The organism is Actinomycetospora sp. (genome assembly GCF_055612215.1).
The window spans coordinates 1-14829 of the sequence record NZ_JBVPVA010001153.1 but is presented as its reverse complement, the minus strand read 5'-3'; the positions used below and the strand labels follow the sequence as shown (position 1 = coordinate 14829).

The window sequence follows — 14829 nt, the reverse complement described above, 5'->3', positions numbered from 1 at the left end:
GACTCCGACCAGCCCAGGGACGCCGCCACGATCTTCCCGGCCCGGCGCCGGTCGTGCACGCGGTCGCGGGTGCCGGCCCGGGCGCGGCTGGTCTCGAGCATCCAGCGGGCCAGCTGCAGGGTCGTCCGGTTGGTGTGGGCGAACCAGGTGCTCATGCCGTGGTCGACCCACTGCCCCGGCAGCTGGGTGGGGTCGGCGGCCAGCAGCTGCGCCGGCGGGAGCACGTCGGCCGCAGGGTCGACCAGGTCCTCGGGGGCGGGCCGGCCGAGGTCGGCGGCATCGTCCTCGGCGACGAGTTCCTCGTCGTCGGGCCCGAACCCGAACCCCACGGCCATCACCATGGATCGAACACTAGTTCGAGGGTCCGACAGTCACCGGCCCAAGGACCGAGGACAGCGACCCATCCCAGGTCGCGGTTCGATCACGATGTGTCCGGGCGCTCAGCGCTGGAGCGGCCGCCGGCGCCCACGCACCACCCGCCGCCGGATCCGCCACCCCTCATCGGTGCGGACGGCGTCGTCCTCGTAGACCACGCTGCCGACCCGGCCGTCCGTCGTCACCCCCAGGCCCTTGGAGAGCACCCGCGCGGTGTCCGGGGTCAGCTCGTCCACGACGACGTTCGTCACGTGGTGCCCGACCGGGTTGCCGTCGCCGAGGGCTCTCGCCGCCTCCTCGATCGAGGCCAGCCCGACCAGCCGGCCTCCGCCGAGATCGGAGACGTCGTACACGACGTCGGCCGTGAAGACCTCGGCGAGCCCCGCGAGGTCGCCGACGTCGACCAGGTGACCGTGGCGGGCCACGAGCTCGTGCAGGGCGAGGCGGTCCACGGGGTCACCCGGCGTCGTCACGTCGGTAGCCAACCCCGTCCGGCCGGGCACGGCCACCGCATTCCCCGCTCACACCAGCGCGACCGGCGCCAGTTCGGCGAACCGGTCGCCCGGCCCCGGGTTCGCCGGCGCCGAGGACCCGCCGAGCTGGTGCACCACGCCCCAGACCGCGTTCAGCGCGGTGTGCACCGCCCCCTCCGCCCACCCCGGCGTGAACGAGATGTCGTCCCCGGCCAGGAAGATGCCGCGGTGCTCCGGGGCGAACGCCTCCTGCACGAAGTGCGTGAACATCCGCCGCTGGTAGCGGTAGTGCCCGGGCAGGTTGCCGCGGAACGCGCCCATGAAGTGCGGCTCGCGTTCCCAGGAGATCGTGATCGGCTCGCCGAGGATGTGCGAGGCGACGTCGAGGTCGGGATAGATCTGGCGGAGCGAGTGCAGCATCAGCCGCACCCGCTCGTCGGTGGGCAGCGCGAGCCATTTCAGGGCGTCGTCGTTCCAGGTGTAGGACAGGCACAGGACCGCGGGCCGGGTGGCGGCGTCGGCGTCCTCGAGACCGCCCCCGCCGTCGAGCAGGTACGTCCCGCGCGTCATGCGGTCGGTGAGCGTGGTGGACATGACGTGCCGTCCGGTGACCGGGTCGCGGTCGCGCCAGAACGGCCGGTCGACCAGCACGAACGTCTTCGAGCTCTGCATGTAGTGCGACCGCTCGAGGGCCATCCAGAGCTCGTGGGAGAACAGCGACTCGTCGGTGTCGATCCCCGCGGAGAGCAGCCACGACTGGACCGTCGAGATCACCGCGGCGTACGGACGCTCGGTGCCCCACCGGTCGAGGACCCCGATCCGCCCGTCGTCCAGCCGCCGGAGCGCCCGCACCGCCGGCCGCGGTGACCCGCCGTGCAGCGACTCCAGCGACGCGCCCCGCGTCCACCCCACCAACGACGACGGGGCCCGCCGCCACAGCGCGAGCGGAACCGACTGGGCGCCGCCGTGGATGCGGACGTGCTGGTCGTCGGCGTCGGTCGCGACCACGCGCAGGATCTCCAGCATCGAGTTCGGGAAGTCGGTGTCCCACCCGCCGGTGCCGAAGCCGACCTGGCCGAAGAGCTCGCGGTGCTCGAACCGGGAGAACGCCGCGGACCGGGCGAGGAAGCCGGAGAAGCTCTCCTCGTCGAGGCGGGGGACCAGCCGGTTCCAGATGTGCTTGATCGCGCCGGGGGAGCGGGCGGCGATCGCCGCGCGTAGGGCGGGGAGCTCGGCGCCGTCGGCGAGGGCGGTCGCCCAGGCCCGCGAGACCTCGCCGAAGACCGGCGGCAGGTCCTCCGCACGCTCCGCGTAGTGCTTGCGGCCCGCGATCTCGATGACCGTGGACGGGGTCTGCGGGGCGAGCGGGTTGGGGAAGGGCGAGGTCCGGACGTCGAGGACGCGCAGGTAGTGCCCGAACGCGCGGCCGGACGCGGGGAAGCGCATGCCGCCGAGGTCGGCGACCGTCCCGGCCGTGCCGGGAAAGGCCTGCGAGCGCAGCCGGCCCCCGATCTCGCCCGCCTCGTAGACGACCGGGCGGAGCCCGAGCCGCATCAACTCATAGGCGGCGACGAGCCCGGCCATGCCCGCGCCGACGACCGCGACCTCGGTGCCCCGGGCGGCCTCCGGGACCGCGCCGAGTCCCGCCGGGTGGGCGAGGTAGGTGTCGTAGGCGAAGGGGAAGTCGGGCACCAGCATGGACGGGGAGCCGGGCCCGTCGACGGTCACCACCGGTAGGTCCCCGGACGCCGGTCGGCCAGGTAGTCGCCGAGCCCGCGGGCCCGTGCCAGGTCCTCGGCGGTGACGTCCGCGACCAGCAGCTCCTCCGCGTCGGTGCCCGCGCGAGCGAGCTCGCGGCCGTCCGGTCCGGCGATCACCGACGCCCCGCAGAAGCCGGGCCCGACGTGGTTGGCGTACGCGATCGCCACGCGGTTCTCCATGGCCCGGGCGGGCACCAGGACCCGCGCGACGGTCTCGTCGTCGAGCGCCGTCGGGACGAGCAGCACCTGCGCCCCGGCCAGGGCGAGGCCGCGGACCACCTCGGGGAACTCCACGTCGTAGCAGATGACGATCCCGCAGCGGAGCCCCGCGAGCTCGACGATCAGCGGGGTCCCGTCGCCGGGGGAGAAGGCCGCCCGCTCGTCGTCGGCCCAGAGGTGGGTCTTGACGTACCGCCCGGCCACCGAGCCGTCCGCGCGGACGACGACCGCGGTGATGTGGCCCGCGTGCGGCTCCGAGGCGACGACGGCGATCCCCGACGACGCGGCGATCTCCTGCCAGCGCCCGACGAGGCCCGGGTCCGGGGGGCCGAACGGCCGGCCGTAGCCGGTGGCGAACAGCTCCGGGGTCACGACGACGTCGGCGCCGGCCGCCGCGGCCCGCGCGGCGGCGTCCCCGAGCCGCACCGCCCCGGCGTCGGGACCCCGCGCCTGCCACACCGCGATCCGCATACCGCCCAGCCTCCTCCGGGAGGGTCAGCCCCGGTTCGCCGCCAGCACGGCGAGCAGGTCGTAGACCACGTGCGCGGCGGCGATGCCGGTGATCTCGGCGTGGTCGTAGGCCGGCGCCACCTCGACGACGTCCACCCCGACGACGTCGAGGCCCCTCAGCCCCCGCAGCGTCCCGAGAAGCTCGCGCGACGTCAGGCCGCCCGCCTCGGGCGTGCCGGTGCCGGGCGCGGCGGCGGGGTCGAGGACGTCGATGTCCACCGACACGTAGACGGGCCCGCCCGCGAGCCGGCGGCGCATCCGCTCGACGGCGCGGGCGACGCCGTCGGTCTCGTAGTCGTCGGCGCGCACCACGGCGAACCCCAGCCGGGAGTCGTCGTCGAGGTCCGTCGCCGAGTACAGCGGGCCGCGGATCCCGATGTGCATCGACCGTTCCCGGTCGATCAGCCCTTCCTCGCTCGCCCGGCGGAACGGGGTGCCGTGGGTGTAGGGGGCCCCGAAGTAGGTGTCCCAGGTGTCGAGGTGCGCGTCGAAGTGCAGGACCGCCACCGGCCCGTGCAGGGCGTGCACCGCCCGGAGCGCCGGCAGGGCGAGCGTGTGGTCACCGCCCAGCCCGACCACCGTCGCGCCGTCCTGCGCGAGGTCGCGGATCCCGGCCTCGCAGGCCGCGAGGGCCTCCGGGATGTCGAACGGGTTGAGGGCGAGGTCGCCGGCGTCGGCGACCTGCAGCGTCGCGAACGGCGACACCTCCACCGCCGGGTGGTAGGGCCGCAGCAACCGCGACGACGCCCGGATGTGCGCCGGGCCGAAGCGGGCGCCCGGCCGGTAGCTGACCCCCGAGTCGAACGGGAGCCCGACGATCGCCACGTCCGTCCGCGGGACCTCGCCGAGGCGGGGCAGGCGGGCGAACGTCGGCGGCCCGGCGTAGCGGGGGACCTGCTGCCCGTCGACGGGCCCGATCGGCACGGCGCCCTACGGTACGTCGACCGTCTTGGCCTCGCTCGGGACGCCCTGGTCGTCGACGAGAAAGAGCATGTACGGCCCGGGCGGCACGATCGTCGGCTCCTGCGGCACCGTCACCGACACGCCGGTCGGCGTCTTCTGCATCGGCAGCGCGACGTCGCGCATGTCGGTGGTGGTCACGTGGGTGGCCGACGAGGTCCGGATCAGTCGTGCCTTCGCGATCCGGTTCGCGTCCGGGGTGGGGATCTCGACCTGCTGGCCGCGGGTCATGGACGCGGGCGCCGACGTGATCGTCGGGCGCGGCGTCCCCTTCTCCAGGTACGGCGGCGTGAAGATCTCGATCCGCTGCTCGAAGGTGCCGGGGATCGTGTTCTTCTCGTCGTCGAACAGGGGGTCCGAGCCGGCCACCAGGATCCGGCCGTCGGGGAGCAGCAGCGCCTCGGTGTGGTAGTCCCGGCCGATCCGCGGGTCCGCCATCGGCGAGACCTGGTTCGACGACGGGTCCAGCATGTACGCGAGGTGGTTGTTGGTCGCGCCCTTGCCGCGGTAGTCCGAGGACCCGTTCGTGATGAACGTGGTGTCGTCGGGCAGGTTCACCAGGTTCGGGTAGCGGGTCGGCTGGGCGAGGTTCGGCCCCGGCGTGAAGTGCGGCGCCGGGTCCTTGAGGTCCAGGAAGTCGATCCGGCTCGTCGCGATCGGGCTCTCGCCGACCCCGCCGCCACCGACCACGGCCAGGCGCTGGTCCTGCACCGGACCGATGAACGCCGACCCCGAGGTCTCCATCAGCTCCGGGTCACGCAGGCCGGGGATCGGGGTGAACAGGTTGTTGTCGATGTTCCAGAACCCGGGGACGCGGCCCTTGTCCGAGGGCCCGTAGCCGGCGGTGGAGCCGGTGTAGACCATCTGGTGCGGCGTCGCGGTCTCGAAGATCGCGGGATACGTCGGGAAGTACTGGGTGAGGTCCTTGCGGTCGATCCAGGTGTTCGTCCGCGAGTTGTAGATCTCGGACTGGCCGTTGAGCACCTGCCCGACGCCGTCCAGCCCGGCCACCGTGAGGACGTTGCCGTCCGACATCGGCGTCAGGCTGGGGTACCAGCGGGGCTGGTTCATGTTCGGGATCTCGGACCACTGCTCGGTCTTCGGGTCGAACGTGTAGGCCTTGTCCGTGCCCTGGTAGTCCTGCTTGTCCAGCGTCATCGGCTCGCCGAGGCCGTAGAGGTTCTTCGCCTCGAGCGGGTTGAGGCCGGCGATGGCGTACTTGTCACGGTTGCCGTTGACCGCCGCCGGGCCGGCCTGCTCGGCCTCGACGAAGACCTTCTCCTCCGACGCGGTGACCCTGGTGCGCAGGCCCGTGCCGGTCTTGGCGGCCGGGGGCACGGTCGTGTCGAAGTCCGAGCGGTACTTCTGGCCGCTCGGCGAGGTGAACTCGGTGCCCGCGGGCAGGAAGCGCGGGGCGTTCGGGTTCTCGTTCTTGATGCGCATCGCGCCGGCCGCGTTGGTCACCGCGCCGTCGAGCTTCTCGTAGCGCTGCGTGCCGCCCGCGAACAGCACCCGGCCGTCGGGGAGCACCGTCTGCCCGCCGCAGAACATGTCGTCGGGGACCGGGATCATCTTCGACTGTCCGGTCGCCGGGTCGTAGACCATGCTCTTGAGCGCCTTGGTGGCGAACATGTCCTCCTTGTTGCCGGACCCGGCGATGAGGAGGACCTTGCCGTCGTTCATCAGGACGGCGTGGATCGCGTTGACGCGGTTGTCCGGGGGCACCTCGATGGTGTCCCAGTGGCCGTACTGCGCCTCGTACGCGGGGCTGTTGATCAGCCGCTCGTGCCGCCAGTCCTGGACGTAGTTGAAGGCCGGGGGCACGTTGACCCCGAGGAGGACGGCCGCGGCCACGGCGACGAGCGCGATCTGCCGGTAACGACGTGTCTTCGCGCGCAAGCCCACTCTCCACGTTCTGGGACCCGGGTTCGACCGGAGCCGCCCCGGCGCAGGCGGGCGGGCAGGGGCCGGACCCGGCGGACGGCCGTGCTGCACGCTAACCGAATGGCCCCCGCGCCCTGACGGCGGGCTCGTGACCGTCTCGTGACCGGACCGTTCCCCGCGCCGAGCGGGCTCAGACCGCGGGATCCCGCACGTAGTCGGCCGCGACGAGCCGCAGCCCGCCCCCGTCGGCGGCGTGGAAGGACAGCGACCAGACGCTGCCCTTGCGCGACGGCGGGTCGGCGAGCCGCCGGTTGCTGTGGACCTCGGGGCGCACCCCGCCGGACCCGTCGGCGGCGAGGTCGCGCACCAGGGCGGGGATGCCGTCGCCCTGGGCGCAGACCGCCGTGGTCGGGCCCGAGGCGAGCTCGAGCAGGCGGGCGCGGGCCCGGCCGGGGTCCTGCGCGACCGCCTCGTCGCTGAACGCCGGGTCGGCGGCGATCCCGACGCCGAGACGGTGCGAGGCGGGTTCGAGGGTCTCCCGACACCGGACCTTCGGCGCCGCGACGAGCCGGTCGACACCGTGCGCCGTCAGCAGGTCGGCGACCCGGCGGGCCTGGTCGCGCCCGGCGTCGACGAGGGGACGGGCGTCGTCGTCGGGCCATGAGCCGCGCTTGCCCGCCTTGGCGTGCCGGACCAGCAGCAGCGAGCGAAGGGGGCGCGGGCTGCGGGCGAACGCGTCGAGCACGTCGCGGTCGGAGTCGTAGGACAGCAACCCCGCGGCCTGCTCCGGCGCCAACCACCGCAGCTCGTCGGTCTCGCCGTTGGGGGTGAAGGTGCCCTCGCCGGCGCGAGCCTCCCAGTAGTCGACGACCTTGCGGTCCTCCCCGACCGGGTAGCGGACCGTCGCGAGGTGGCGCCCCAGGACGGCGCCGAAGCCGGTCTCCTCGGCGATCTCGCGCACCGCGGTGCGGGCGCGCGACTCACCCGGGTCGACCTTGCCCTTGGGCAGGCTCCAGTCCTGGTGGTGCGGCCGGTGCACGACGGCGACCTCGGCCCCCGCCGACGTCGGACGCCAGAGCACGGCACCGGCGGCGTGGATGCTCGGGGGCAGGTCCTCGTCGGTCGGGGTGGCCACGGCGATCTCGGTCACCCCTTGGCCTCCCGCCGCGCCAGCAGCTGGATCTGGTGGTCACAGACCTGCATCCCGTCGGTGCCCTCCCCGGCCGCCACCGGCCACGGCGTCCACGACCCGTCCGGCTCCAGGCTCCAGCACCGGGTCGACGGTGCCGTCGCGGAGTCGAGGATCCCGTCGAGCTGGGCCACCAGCCGCCGGTCGGTGACCGGCACCAGCGCCTCGACGCGGCGGTCGAGGTTGCGGTGCATCATGTCGGCGCTGCCGATCCAGTGCTCGTCCGCCCCGACGAAGTGGAAGATCCTCGAGTGCTCGAGGAAACGCCCGAGGATCGAGCGCACCCGGATGTTCTCCGAGAGGCCCGGCACGCCCGGGCGCAGCGCACAGATGCCCCGCACGATGAGGTCGATCGGCACCCCGGCCTGGGAGGCCCGGTAGAGCGCGTCGATGACCTGCTCGTCGACCAGGCCGTTCACCTTGATCCGGATGCCCGAGGTCCGCCCGGCCAGTGCGTGCTCCCGCTCGGCGTCGATGCGCTCGACCACCCCGCGGCGCACCCCGTAGGGCGCGACGAGCAGCCGGCGGTACCGGCGACGGCGGGCGTAGCCGGTGAGGACGTTGAACAGGTCGGTGAGGTCGGCCCCGATGGTCTCGTCGGCGGTGAAGACGCCGATGTCCTCGTAGAGCCGGGCGGTCTTCGGGTTGTAGTTCCCGGTGCCCAGGTGGCAGTAGCGCCGGATCGTCGACCCCTCCTGGCGCACCACCAGCGCCGCCTTGGCGTGGGTCTTGAGGCCGACCAGGCCGTACACGACGTGCACCCCGGACCGCTCCAGCGCGCGGGCCCAGTTGATGTTCGCGCGCTCGTCGAAGCGGGCCTTGATCTCGACGACCGCGACGACCTGCTTGCCCGCCTCCGCGGCGTCGATCAGCGCCTCGACGATCGGCGAGTCGCCCGAGGTGCGGTAGAGCGTCTGCTTGATCGCGAGGACCTTCGGGTCGGTCGCGGCCTGCTCGATGAACCGGTGCACGCTCGTGGAGAACGAGTCGTAGGGGTGGTGCACCATCACGTCGCCCTCGCGCAGGGTCGCGAAGACGCTCTTCGGGGTCTCGCCCTCGCTGAACGCCGGGTGGGTGGCCGGGACGAACACCGGGTCCTTGAGCTCCGGGCGCCCGAGCGCCATCAGCTCCATGAGGGCCGAGAGGTCGAGCCGGCCGGGCACCTGCACGACGTCGTGGGGGTCGACGTCGAGCTCGCGGAGCAGCAGCTCGAGCATGTGCTCGCTCATCTCGTCGGTGATCTCGAGACGCACTGGCGGGCCGAAGCGGCGCCGGGCGAGCTCGCGCTCGAGGGCCTGCAGCAGGTCCTCGTCCCGGTCCTCCTCGACGTCGAGGTCGGCGTTGCGGGTCACGCGGAACACGTGGTGCTCGGCGACCTCCATGCCCTCGAAGAGCCGGTCGAGGTGCTCGGCGATGAGGTCCTCGATCGGCAGGAACCAGCAGCGGCGGTCGAGGTTGCTCCCGTCGGCGGAGTCCTCGCCGTCGCCGCCGGGCTCCGGGCCGACCCGGACGAGGCGGGGCACGTTGTTCGGCACCTTGACGCGGGCGAAGTGCTCGATGCCGGTCTGCGGGTCGCGCACCGCGACCGCGAGGTTCAGCGACTGGTTCGAGATGTAGGGGAAGGGGTGCGCCGGGTCGACCGCCAGTGGCGTGAGGACCGGGAACACCTGCGCGTCGAACCACGCGGAGAGCCGCTCGCGGGCGTCGGCGGTGACGCGGTCCCAGCCGATGACGTGGACCCCCGCCTCCTCGAGCGCGGGCCCGACGTCGGAGAGCCAGATCCGGGCGTGCTTCTCGGCGAGCTCCTGGTTCCGGGCGGCGATGCGGGCGAGCTGCTCCCGGGGCGTGAGCCCGTCGGCGCTGCGCACCGAGAGCCCGGTCTCCTCGCGCCGCTTCAGGCCCGCGACGCGCACCATGTAGAACTCGTCGAGGTTCGAGGCGAAGATCGCGAGGAACTTGGCGCGCTCGAGCAGCGGTTGGCTGGGGTCCTCGGCGAGTGCGAGCACCCGGGCGTTGAACTCCAGCCACGACAGCTCGCGGTTGAGGTAGCGGTCCTCCGGGAGGTCCGCGGAGCCGTCGCTCGACGGGGTCGCGGCCGCCGGCGCCAGCGGCAGGCGTCCGCGGCCATCCCGGCCGTCCGTGCTGCGGCCGTCGGTCGCCCTCCCGTCGCCGCCGTCCTCGCGGCCCTCGCCGGTCGGGGGTGCGGGAGGCGGCGGGCCGGGCTCGGTCGCCGTCCGGGCGCCCGACCGGCCGTCGGCGGCGTCGTGCAGGGCCGTGTCCGCGCCACCGGGTTCCGAGTCGCTCACACGGCGCATTGTCCCGGGCGACGGGCGGCCCGGCGAGTGCGACGGGTCGTCGCCTCGCCCACTCCCTCAGCGGCAGCCCGCGAGCGGCGCGACGGGGACCGGGACCTCGGGCCAGGCCCGGGTGGCGGGTCCGACCCCGAGGGCGCGGACCCGGTCGAGGTCGGCCGGGACGTCGACGTCGTGGCGCAGGCCCGGCCAGTCACCGGTCAGCGCGACGGCGCCGGCGGCGGCGTGCGCCGGGGCGGACCGCGGGCCGAAGTGGGGCCCGCCGTGGCCCGGCCGGGTGAGCACGAGCAGCGTCGTCCCCTCGCCGGTGTGGTCGGCGACGAAGGCCGCGGGCGCGCCGTCGGCGAGCACCGCCACCGCCCGGGCGAGGGCCTCGTCGAGCTCGGCGGGGCGCAGCGCCGGCAGGTCGCCGAGCAGGGCCGCGACCGGCGCCGGGCTCCCGTCGGCCAGCCCGCGCAGGTGCTCGACCCCCGCGCGCACGGCGGCGTTGAGCCCGGTGCCCGGGTCGTCGACGACGACGGCGCGCTGCTGGGACCCGTCGTCGGGCCCGGCGGGACGGACCAGGGCCGCGGCGCGCGGGTCGGACGTGACGACCGCGACCCGGCGCACCGCCGAGGCGAGCACCGCGGCGAGGGTGTCGGCGGCGAGCGCCAGCGCGAGGCCGGCGTGCGCCGCGGGCCGCTGCGGGGCGGGGACGACGTCCACCGTGGCCCCGGCCAGCCGTGACTTCGCGCGCCGGAGCTCCTTGAGGGGGACCACGAGGTCCACCGCGACGGTCATGGCGTCCAGTGTCCGCCCGCCGGGGCGTCGGCGCCCGTACCGCGTCGCCCCGCGCCGGCGTCTCGTCGGGTGCTCCGTCTTGTCGGGCGATCACGGCCACGGGAGACTGCGCGCTCGGGCCGGCACGGTCGGCGGCGAGGAGGACACGTCCAGTGGCGAAGCGCGGAGCCCCCGCGGGCACGGCGGCGCGGATGCCCGCCGAGGTGCGGCATCGGCGGAGGGAACCGGGCGGGCCGGCGGTGGCCCTGTCGGCGGCGGTCTTCTACCCGATCACCCTGCTGGTCGCCCGGCGCCGGATGGTCGGCCTCGAGCACGTCCCGGCGCAGGGGCCGGCGATGCTGGTCTGCAACCACGTCTCCTACCTCGACCCGGTCTACACCGCGGTGTTCGTCCACCGGGCCCGCCGCACCCCCCGCTTCCTCGCGAAGGACTCGCTGTGGAAGGTGCCGGGGTTCGGCCGGATCATGGCCGGGAGCCGCCAGATCCCCGTCTCGCGCGGCTCGCGGGACGCCGGGGCCAGCATCGACGCGGCCCGGCGGGCGTTCGCCGACGACGGCGTCGTGGTCATCTACCCCGAGGGCACGATCACGCGGGACCCCGACGGCTGGCCGATGGAGGCGCGGTCCGGGGCCGCGCGGCTCGCCCTGGCGAGCGAGGTGCCGGTGATCCCGACGGTGCACTGGGGCACGCTCGCGGTCTACGACCACTACCGCAGACGGTTCCGGCCCTCGCCGTTCGGCGCGAGCGTCACGGTGCGGGCCGGCGCTCCGATCGAGCTGGACGACCTGCGGGCGCGGGTGGGGGAGAAGGGCCCCGGGGCGGCGCTGTTGCGCGAGACGACCGCGCGGATGATGACGGCCGTGCGCGAGCTGCTCGAGGAGGTCCGGGGCGAGTCGGCCCCGGGAACGCCGACGTCCGACACGGGGACCGTGGGATGAGCCGCTACGCCGTACTGGGTGCCGGCTCGTGGGGCACCACGTTCGCGAAGGTGCTCGCGGACGCGGGGACGGACGTGACCCTGTGGGCGCGCCGCCAGGAGGTCGCCGACGCGATCGAGAAGGACCACGTCAACGCGGAGTACCTCCCCGACGTCGCCCTGCCCGAGGCGCTGCGGGCGACCCACGACGCCGAGGCCGCCCTCGACGGGGTGTCGGCCGTCGTCCTCGCGATCCCCGCCCAGAAGCTGCGGTCCCACCTCGAGGACTGGCGCGCCCACCTCCCGTCCGACGCGACCGTGGTCAGCCTGGCCAAGGGCGTCGAGATGGGCACGCTCAAGCGGATGAGCGAGGTCGTCGCCGACGCGGGCGCGGTCGATCCGAGCCGCATCGCCGTCGTCAGCGGTCCGAACCTCGCGGGGGAGATCGCCGCCGAGCAGCCCACGGCCACCGTCGTCGCGTGCTCCGACCACGAGCGGGCCGTCGCGGTGCAGCACGCCTGCTCGACCGGCTACTTCAAGCCCTACACCAACGTCGACGTCATCGGCTGCGAGCTCGGCGGCGCGTGCAAGAACGTCATCGCCCTGGCGTGCGGGATGGCCGCGGGGCTGGGCTACGGGGACAACACCACGGCCTCGCTGATCACCCGTGGACTGGCCGAGATCTCCCGGCTGACGGTGGCGCTGGGCGGGCAGGCGCTCACCCTCGCGGGCCTCGCGGGGATGGGCGACCTCGTCGCGACGTGCTCCTCCCCGCTGTCGCGCAACCGGCGCTTCGGCGCGTCCCTCGGCGCCGGGATGTCGGTCGCCGAGGCCGAGGAGGCCAACCACGGCCAGGTCGCCGAGGGCGTCAAGTCCTGCGAGGCGATCGGGGAGCTGGCCCGCCGCCACGCGGTCGACACGCCGATCGTGGACGCCGTCCGCCGGGTGTGCGCCGGGGACGTGTCGGCCCGCGACGTCGGTGACGAGCTGATCAACCGGGAGCGCAAGCCCGAGTGAGCTCCGTCGCCGTGGCGCGCACGACCGGTGGGGAGTGCGTTTCGCGGCCCCGTCGCCGAGGCAATCTCGGGCCCGTGGACGTGCCGCAGCGGACGGGAGCCCTGACCCTGAGCGCCACCGCGACGCGCGCGGAGGCCTCCACGATCCGGCGCGGGTTCCACGAGTGGCTCGCCCACCTCGCCGACCCGGACGCGGTCGACGACCTCACGCTCGCCGTCTACGAGGCGCTGGCCAACGTCGTCGACCACGCCTACGCCGCGTCGGTGGCCCGGGGCGAGATGCGGCTGCGGGCCGCGGTGTCGGCGCCGCGGGTCGGCGGCCGCGACCTCGTCGTCACGATCTCCGACGACGGGGCCTGGCGCCGGCCGCAGGATCCCGGCTGGCGCGGTCGCGGGCTGGGGCTGATGCACACGCTGGCCCGGGCCTCGGTGACCTCCGGGTCCGGCGGGACGACCGTGCAGCTGCGCCGGCGGGTGGCGCCCGCTCGGGTGCGGGCACTCGTCCCGGCCTGAGCTGGACGGTCAGGAACCGTCGTCGATCACCGGGCCGCCGTGCTCCGGTCGGCCCAGGCCCGGACGTGCCCGGGGACGCCGACGTCGTCGGGGAGGGCCGGACAGGTCTCCGGCGCGCCGAGCACCGTGCTGACCGGCACGACGCCGGCCCAGCGCCGGTCACCCGCCTCGACCGTCTCCGGGTCGCCCGGCGGGCCCTGACGCACCTTGACGCTGGCCTCGTCGAGGGACAGGGCGAGGACGGCGGTCGCGGCGGCCTCCCGGCGGTCGGGGCGCCGCGCGTGGTCCCACTGGCCCGGCGTCAGGTGCTCGACGACGGCCCGGAGCGCGGCGAGCTGCTCGTCGGGGTCGGTCACCCGGCGGGCGCGGCCCCGGACGACCGCGCTGCGGTAGTTCGCGGAGTGGGCGAACACGCTGCGGGCCAGCACGAGCCCGTCGAGCAGGGTGACGGTCAGGCACACGTCGCGGTCGGCGGCCAGGCTCGCGGCGCCCGTCGAGCCGTGCACGTACACGACCTCGCCGAGGCGCGCGTGCATGGTGGGGAGGACCAGCGGGGTGCCGTCGTCGTCGACGAGCCCGAGGTGGCAGACCAGGGCCTCGTCGAGCACGGCGTGCAGGAGGGCGCGGTCGTCGGCCTGCCGTTCCCGCTTGCGGCGGAGCTGGGTGCGTGGGGTGGCGGAGAGGGTCACGCCATCGATCATCGGTGCTCGCGGTGGCATGCTGCGAGGGCCATTCCCGCGTCGATCGAGGAGGCCACTCGTGGCGAGTCCGGTGTCGTCGGTCGTGGTGGGCCTCGACCGCGGGGCGGGCGTCCCGCTCGCGGTCCAGCTCGCCGACGCGCTGCGCCGGGCCGCGCTCGACGGTCGGCTGCGCCCGGGGGACCGGGTCCCGGCGACGCGGGTGCTCGCGCGCGAGCTGGGCGTGAGCCGCACCGTCACGAGCGCGGCCTACGACCAGCTCGTGGCCGAGGGCTGGCTGGGTGCGCGGCACGGGTCGGGAACGGTGGTGACGGCGGCGCCCCCGGGTCCTCCGGTCGCCGCCGGTCCCGGTCCCGCTGCCCGTCCTGGTGCCCGTCCTGATGCCAGCGGAGCGTCGACGCTTGCACCCAGTGGCAGTGGAGCCCCGTCGTCGACCGACCTGCGGCCGGGTGCGCCGTGCCTCGAGGTGCTCGACACCGCGGCGTGGCGCCGGGCCTGGCGCCACGCCGGCGACCTCGACCCGGCCGGACGCCCGGAGCACGCGGGCACCGACGCCTACCGCGCCGCCGTCGCCGAGCACCTGTTGCGCCACCGCGGGATCACCGCCGGTCCCGAGGCGGTCCTCGCCACCGCCGGGACGACCGCGGGCTTCGGCGAGCTCCTGGCCGTCCTGGGCGCGGCGCACGGGCGGTCGCTGCGCGTCGGGATCGAGGACCCCGGGTACCGCCGCGCGGTCGGGGTCGTGCGGGCCGCCGGCCACGAGGTCGTCGGGCTCGCGGTGGACGCCGACGGGCTCGTCGTCGACGCCGTCCCGCCGGGACTCGACGTGGTCTACGCCAGCCCGGCGCACCAGTACCCCCTCGGCGGCCGGCTGCCGGTGGCGCGGCGCGGGGAGCTCGCCCGGCGGGCCCGCGCGGACGGGTTCGTCGTGGTCGAGGACGACTACGACGGCGAGCTGCGCTACGACGTCGCCCCCCTGCCGGTGCTCGCCGCGCTCGCGCCCGACGTCGTCGTGCACCTCGGCACCGCGAGCAAGATCGCGTCGCCGACCCTGGGCGTCGGCTGGATGGTGGCGCCGCCGCCGCTGCGCGAGGCCGTGCTGGCCGCCCGCCGGGCGACCGGGATCCGGCCGGCGCCCGCCGGGCAGGCGGTGCTGGCGGCGTGGGCCGGCGACGGGGCGCTGGGTCGGCACCTCGCGCGGCTGCGACGCGAGCTCGGGGCGCG

The 14829-nt window shown here is 75.0% G+C and carries 14 protein-coding genes; 4 read left to right on the top strand and 10 right to left on the bottom strand.

Translation table 11 applies throughout. The annotated features are described in order from the left end of the window. The 9 genes from AC0CYZ_RS31105 to cofC form a co-directional block, all read right to left on the bottom strand. Window positions 1–341, bottom strand: a 341-nt coding sequence (locus AC0CYZ_RS31105) for a hypothetical protein (RefSeq protein WP_472222032.1), incomplete at its 3' end; no start/stop codon positions are given. A 99-nt stretch (window positions 342–440) separates the two neighbouring features. Beyond that, entirely contained in the window at window positions 441–848 is a 408-nt protein-coding gene (locus AC0CYZ_RS31100; RefSeq protein WP_472222030.1) for a nuclear transport factor 2 family protein, read from the bottom strand. Between the two features lie 48 nt (window positions 849–896). Continuing rightward, window positions 897–2546, bottom strand: a complete 1650-nt coding sequence (locus tag AC0CYZ_RS31095; RefSeq protein ID WP_472222034.1) for a flavin monoamine oxidase family protein — start codon at window positions 2544–2546, stop codon at window positions 897–899. Between the two features lie 26 nt (window positions 2547–2572). Next, a complete protein-coding gene (locus AC0CYZ_RS31090; RefSeq protein WP_472222028.1) occupies window positions 2573–3298 on the bottom strand; it encodes a nitrilase-related carbon-nitrogen hydrolase in 726 nt (241 codons plus the stop codon). A 24-nt stretch (window positions 3299–3322) separates the two neighbouring features. Continuing rightward, complete coding sequence (gene speB, locus AC0CYZ_RS31085) at window positions 3323–4261, bottom strand: agmatinase (RefSeq protein ID WP_472222026.1); 939 nt, start codon at window positions 4259–4261, stop codon at window positions 3323–3325. Window positions 4262–4267: 6 nt separating this feature from the next. Beyond that, complete coding sequence (gene glxA, locus AC0CYZ_RS31080) at window positions 4268–6196, bottom strand: radical copper oxidase GlxA (RefSeq protein WP_472222025.1); 1929 nt, start codon at window positions 6194–6196, stop codon at window positions 4268–4270. A 175-nt stretch (window positions 6197–6371) separates the two neighbouring features. Continuing rightward, window positions 6372–7331 carry an NUDIX hydrolase gene (locus AC0CYZ_RS31075; protein ID WP_472222023.1) on the bottom strand — a complete coding sequence of 320 codons (960 nt, stop codon included), beginning with the start codon at window positions 7329–7331 and terminating at the stop codon, window positions 6372–6374. Next, complete coding sequence (locus AC0CYZ_RS31070; RefSeq protein ID WP_472222022.1) at window positions 7328–9685, bottom strand: RNA degradosome polyphosphate kinase; 2358 nt, start codon at window positions 9683–9685, stop codon at window positions 7328–7330. Before AC0CYZ_RS31070 ends, AC0CYZ_RS31075 begins: the two co-directional genes overlap by 4 nt. 57 nt (window positions 9686–9742) lie before the next feature. Further along, window positions 9743–10462, bottom strand: coding sequence for a 2-phospho-L-lactate guanylyltransferase (cofC, locus tag AC0CYZ_RS31065; RefSeq protein WP_472222020.1), 720 nt, complete (start codon window positions 10460–10462; stop codon window positions 9743–9745). 152 nt (window positions 10463–10614) lie between these two features. Here cofC and AC0CYZ_RS31060 point away from each other — a divergent pair, with 152 nt between their 5' ends. The 3 genes from AC0CYZ_RS31060 to AC0CYZ_RS31050 all read left to right on the top strand — a co-directional run bounded on the left by AC0CYZ_RS31060 (window position 10615) and on the right by AC0CYZ_RS31050 (window position 12907). After that, window positions 10615–11400 carry a lysophospholipid acyltransferase family protein gene (locus AC0CYZ_RS31060; RefSeq protein WP_472222018.1) on the top strand — a complete coding sequence of 262 codons (786 nt, stop codon included), beginning with the start codon at window positions 10615–10617 and terminating at the stop codon, window positions 11398–11400. Then, a complete protein-coding gene (locus tag AC0CYZ_RS31055) occupies window positions 11397–12395 on the top strand; it encodes an NAD(P)H-dependent glycerol-3-phosphate dehydrogenase (protein ID WP_472222016.1) in 999 nt (332 codons plus the stop codon). The genes AC0CYZ_RS31060 and AC0CYZ_RS31055 overlap by 4 nt, the downstream gene beginning before the upstream one ends. A gap of 74 nt (window positions 12396–12469) precedes the next feature. After that, complete coding sequence (locus tag AC0CYZ_RS31050; protein ID WP_472222014.1) at window positions 12470–12907, top strand: ATP-binding protein; 438 nt, start codon at window positions 12470–12472, stop codon at window positions 12905–12907. Window positions 12908–12933: 26 nt separating this feature from the next. Here the strand turns inward: AC0CYZ_RS31050 and AC0CYZ_RS31045 are convergent, their stop codons facing one another. Continuing rightward, window positions 12934–13608, bottom strand: coding sequence for a pyridoxamine 5'-phosphate oxidase family protein (locus AC0CYZ_RS31045; RefSeq protein ID WP_472222012.1), 675 nt, complete (start codon window positions 13606–13608; stop codon window positions 12934–12936). 16 nt (window positions 13609–13624) lie between these two features. Here AC0CYZ_RS31045 and AC0CYZ_RS31040 point away from each other — a divergent pair. Then, on the top strand, window positions 13625–14829 hold a 1205-nt coding region (locus AC0CYZ_RS31040), incomplete at its 3' end, for an aminotransferase-like domain-containing protein (RefSeq protein ID WP_472222011.1).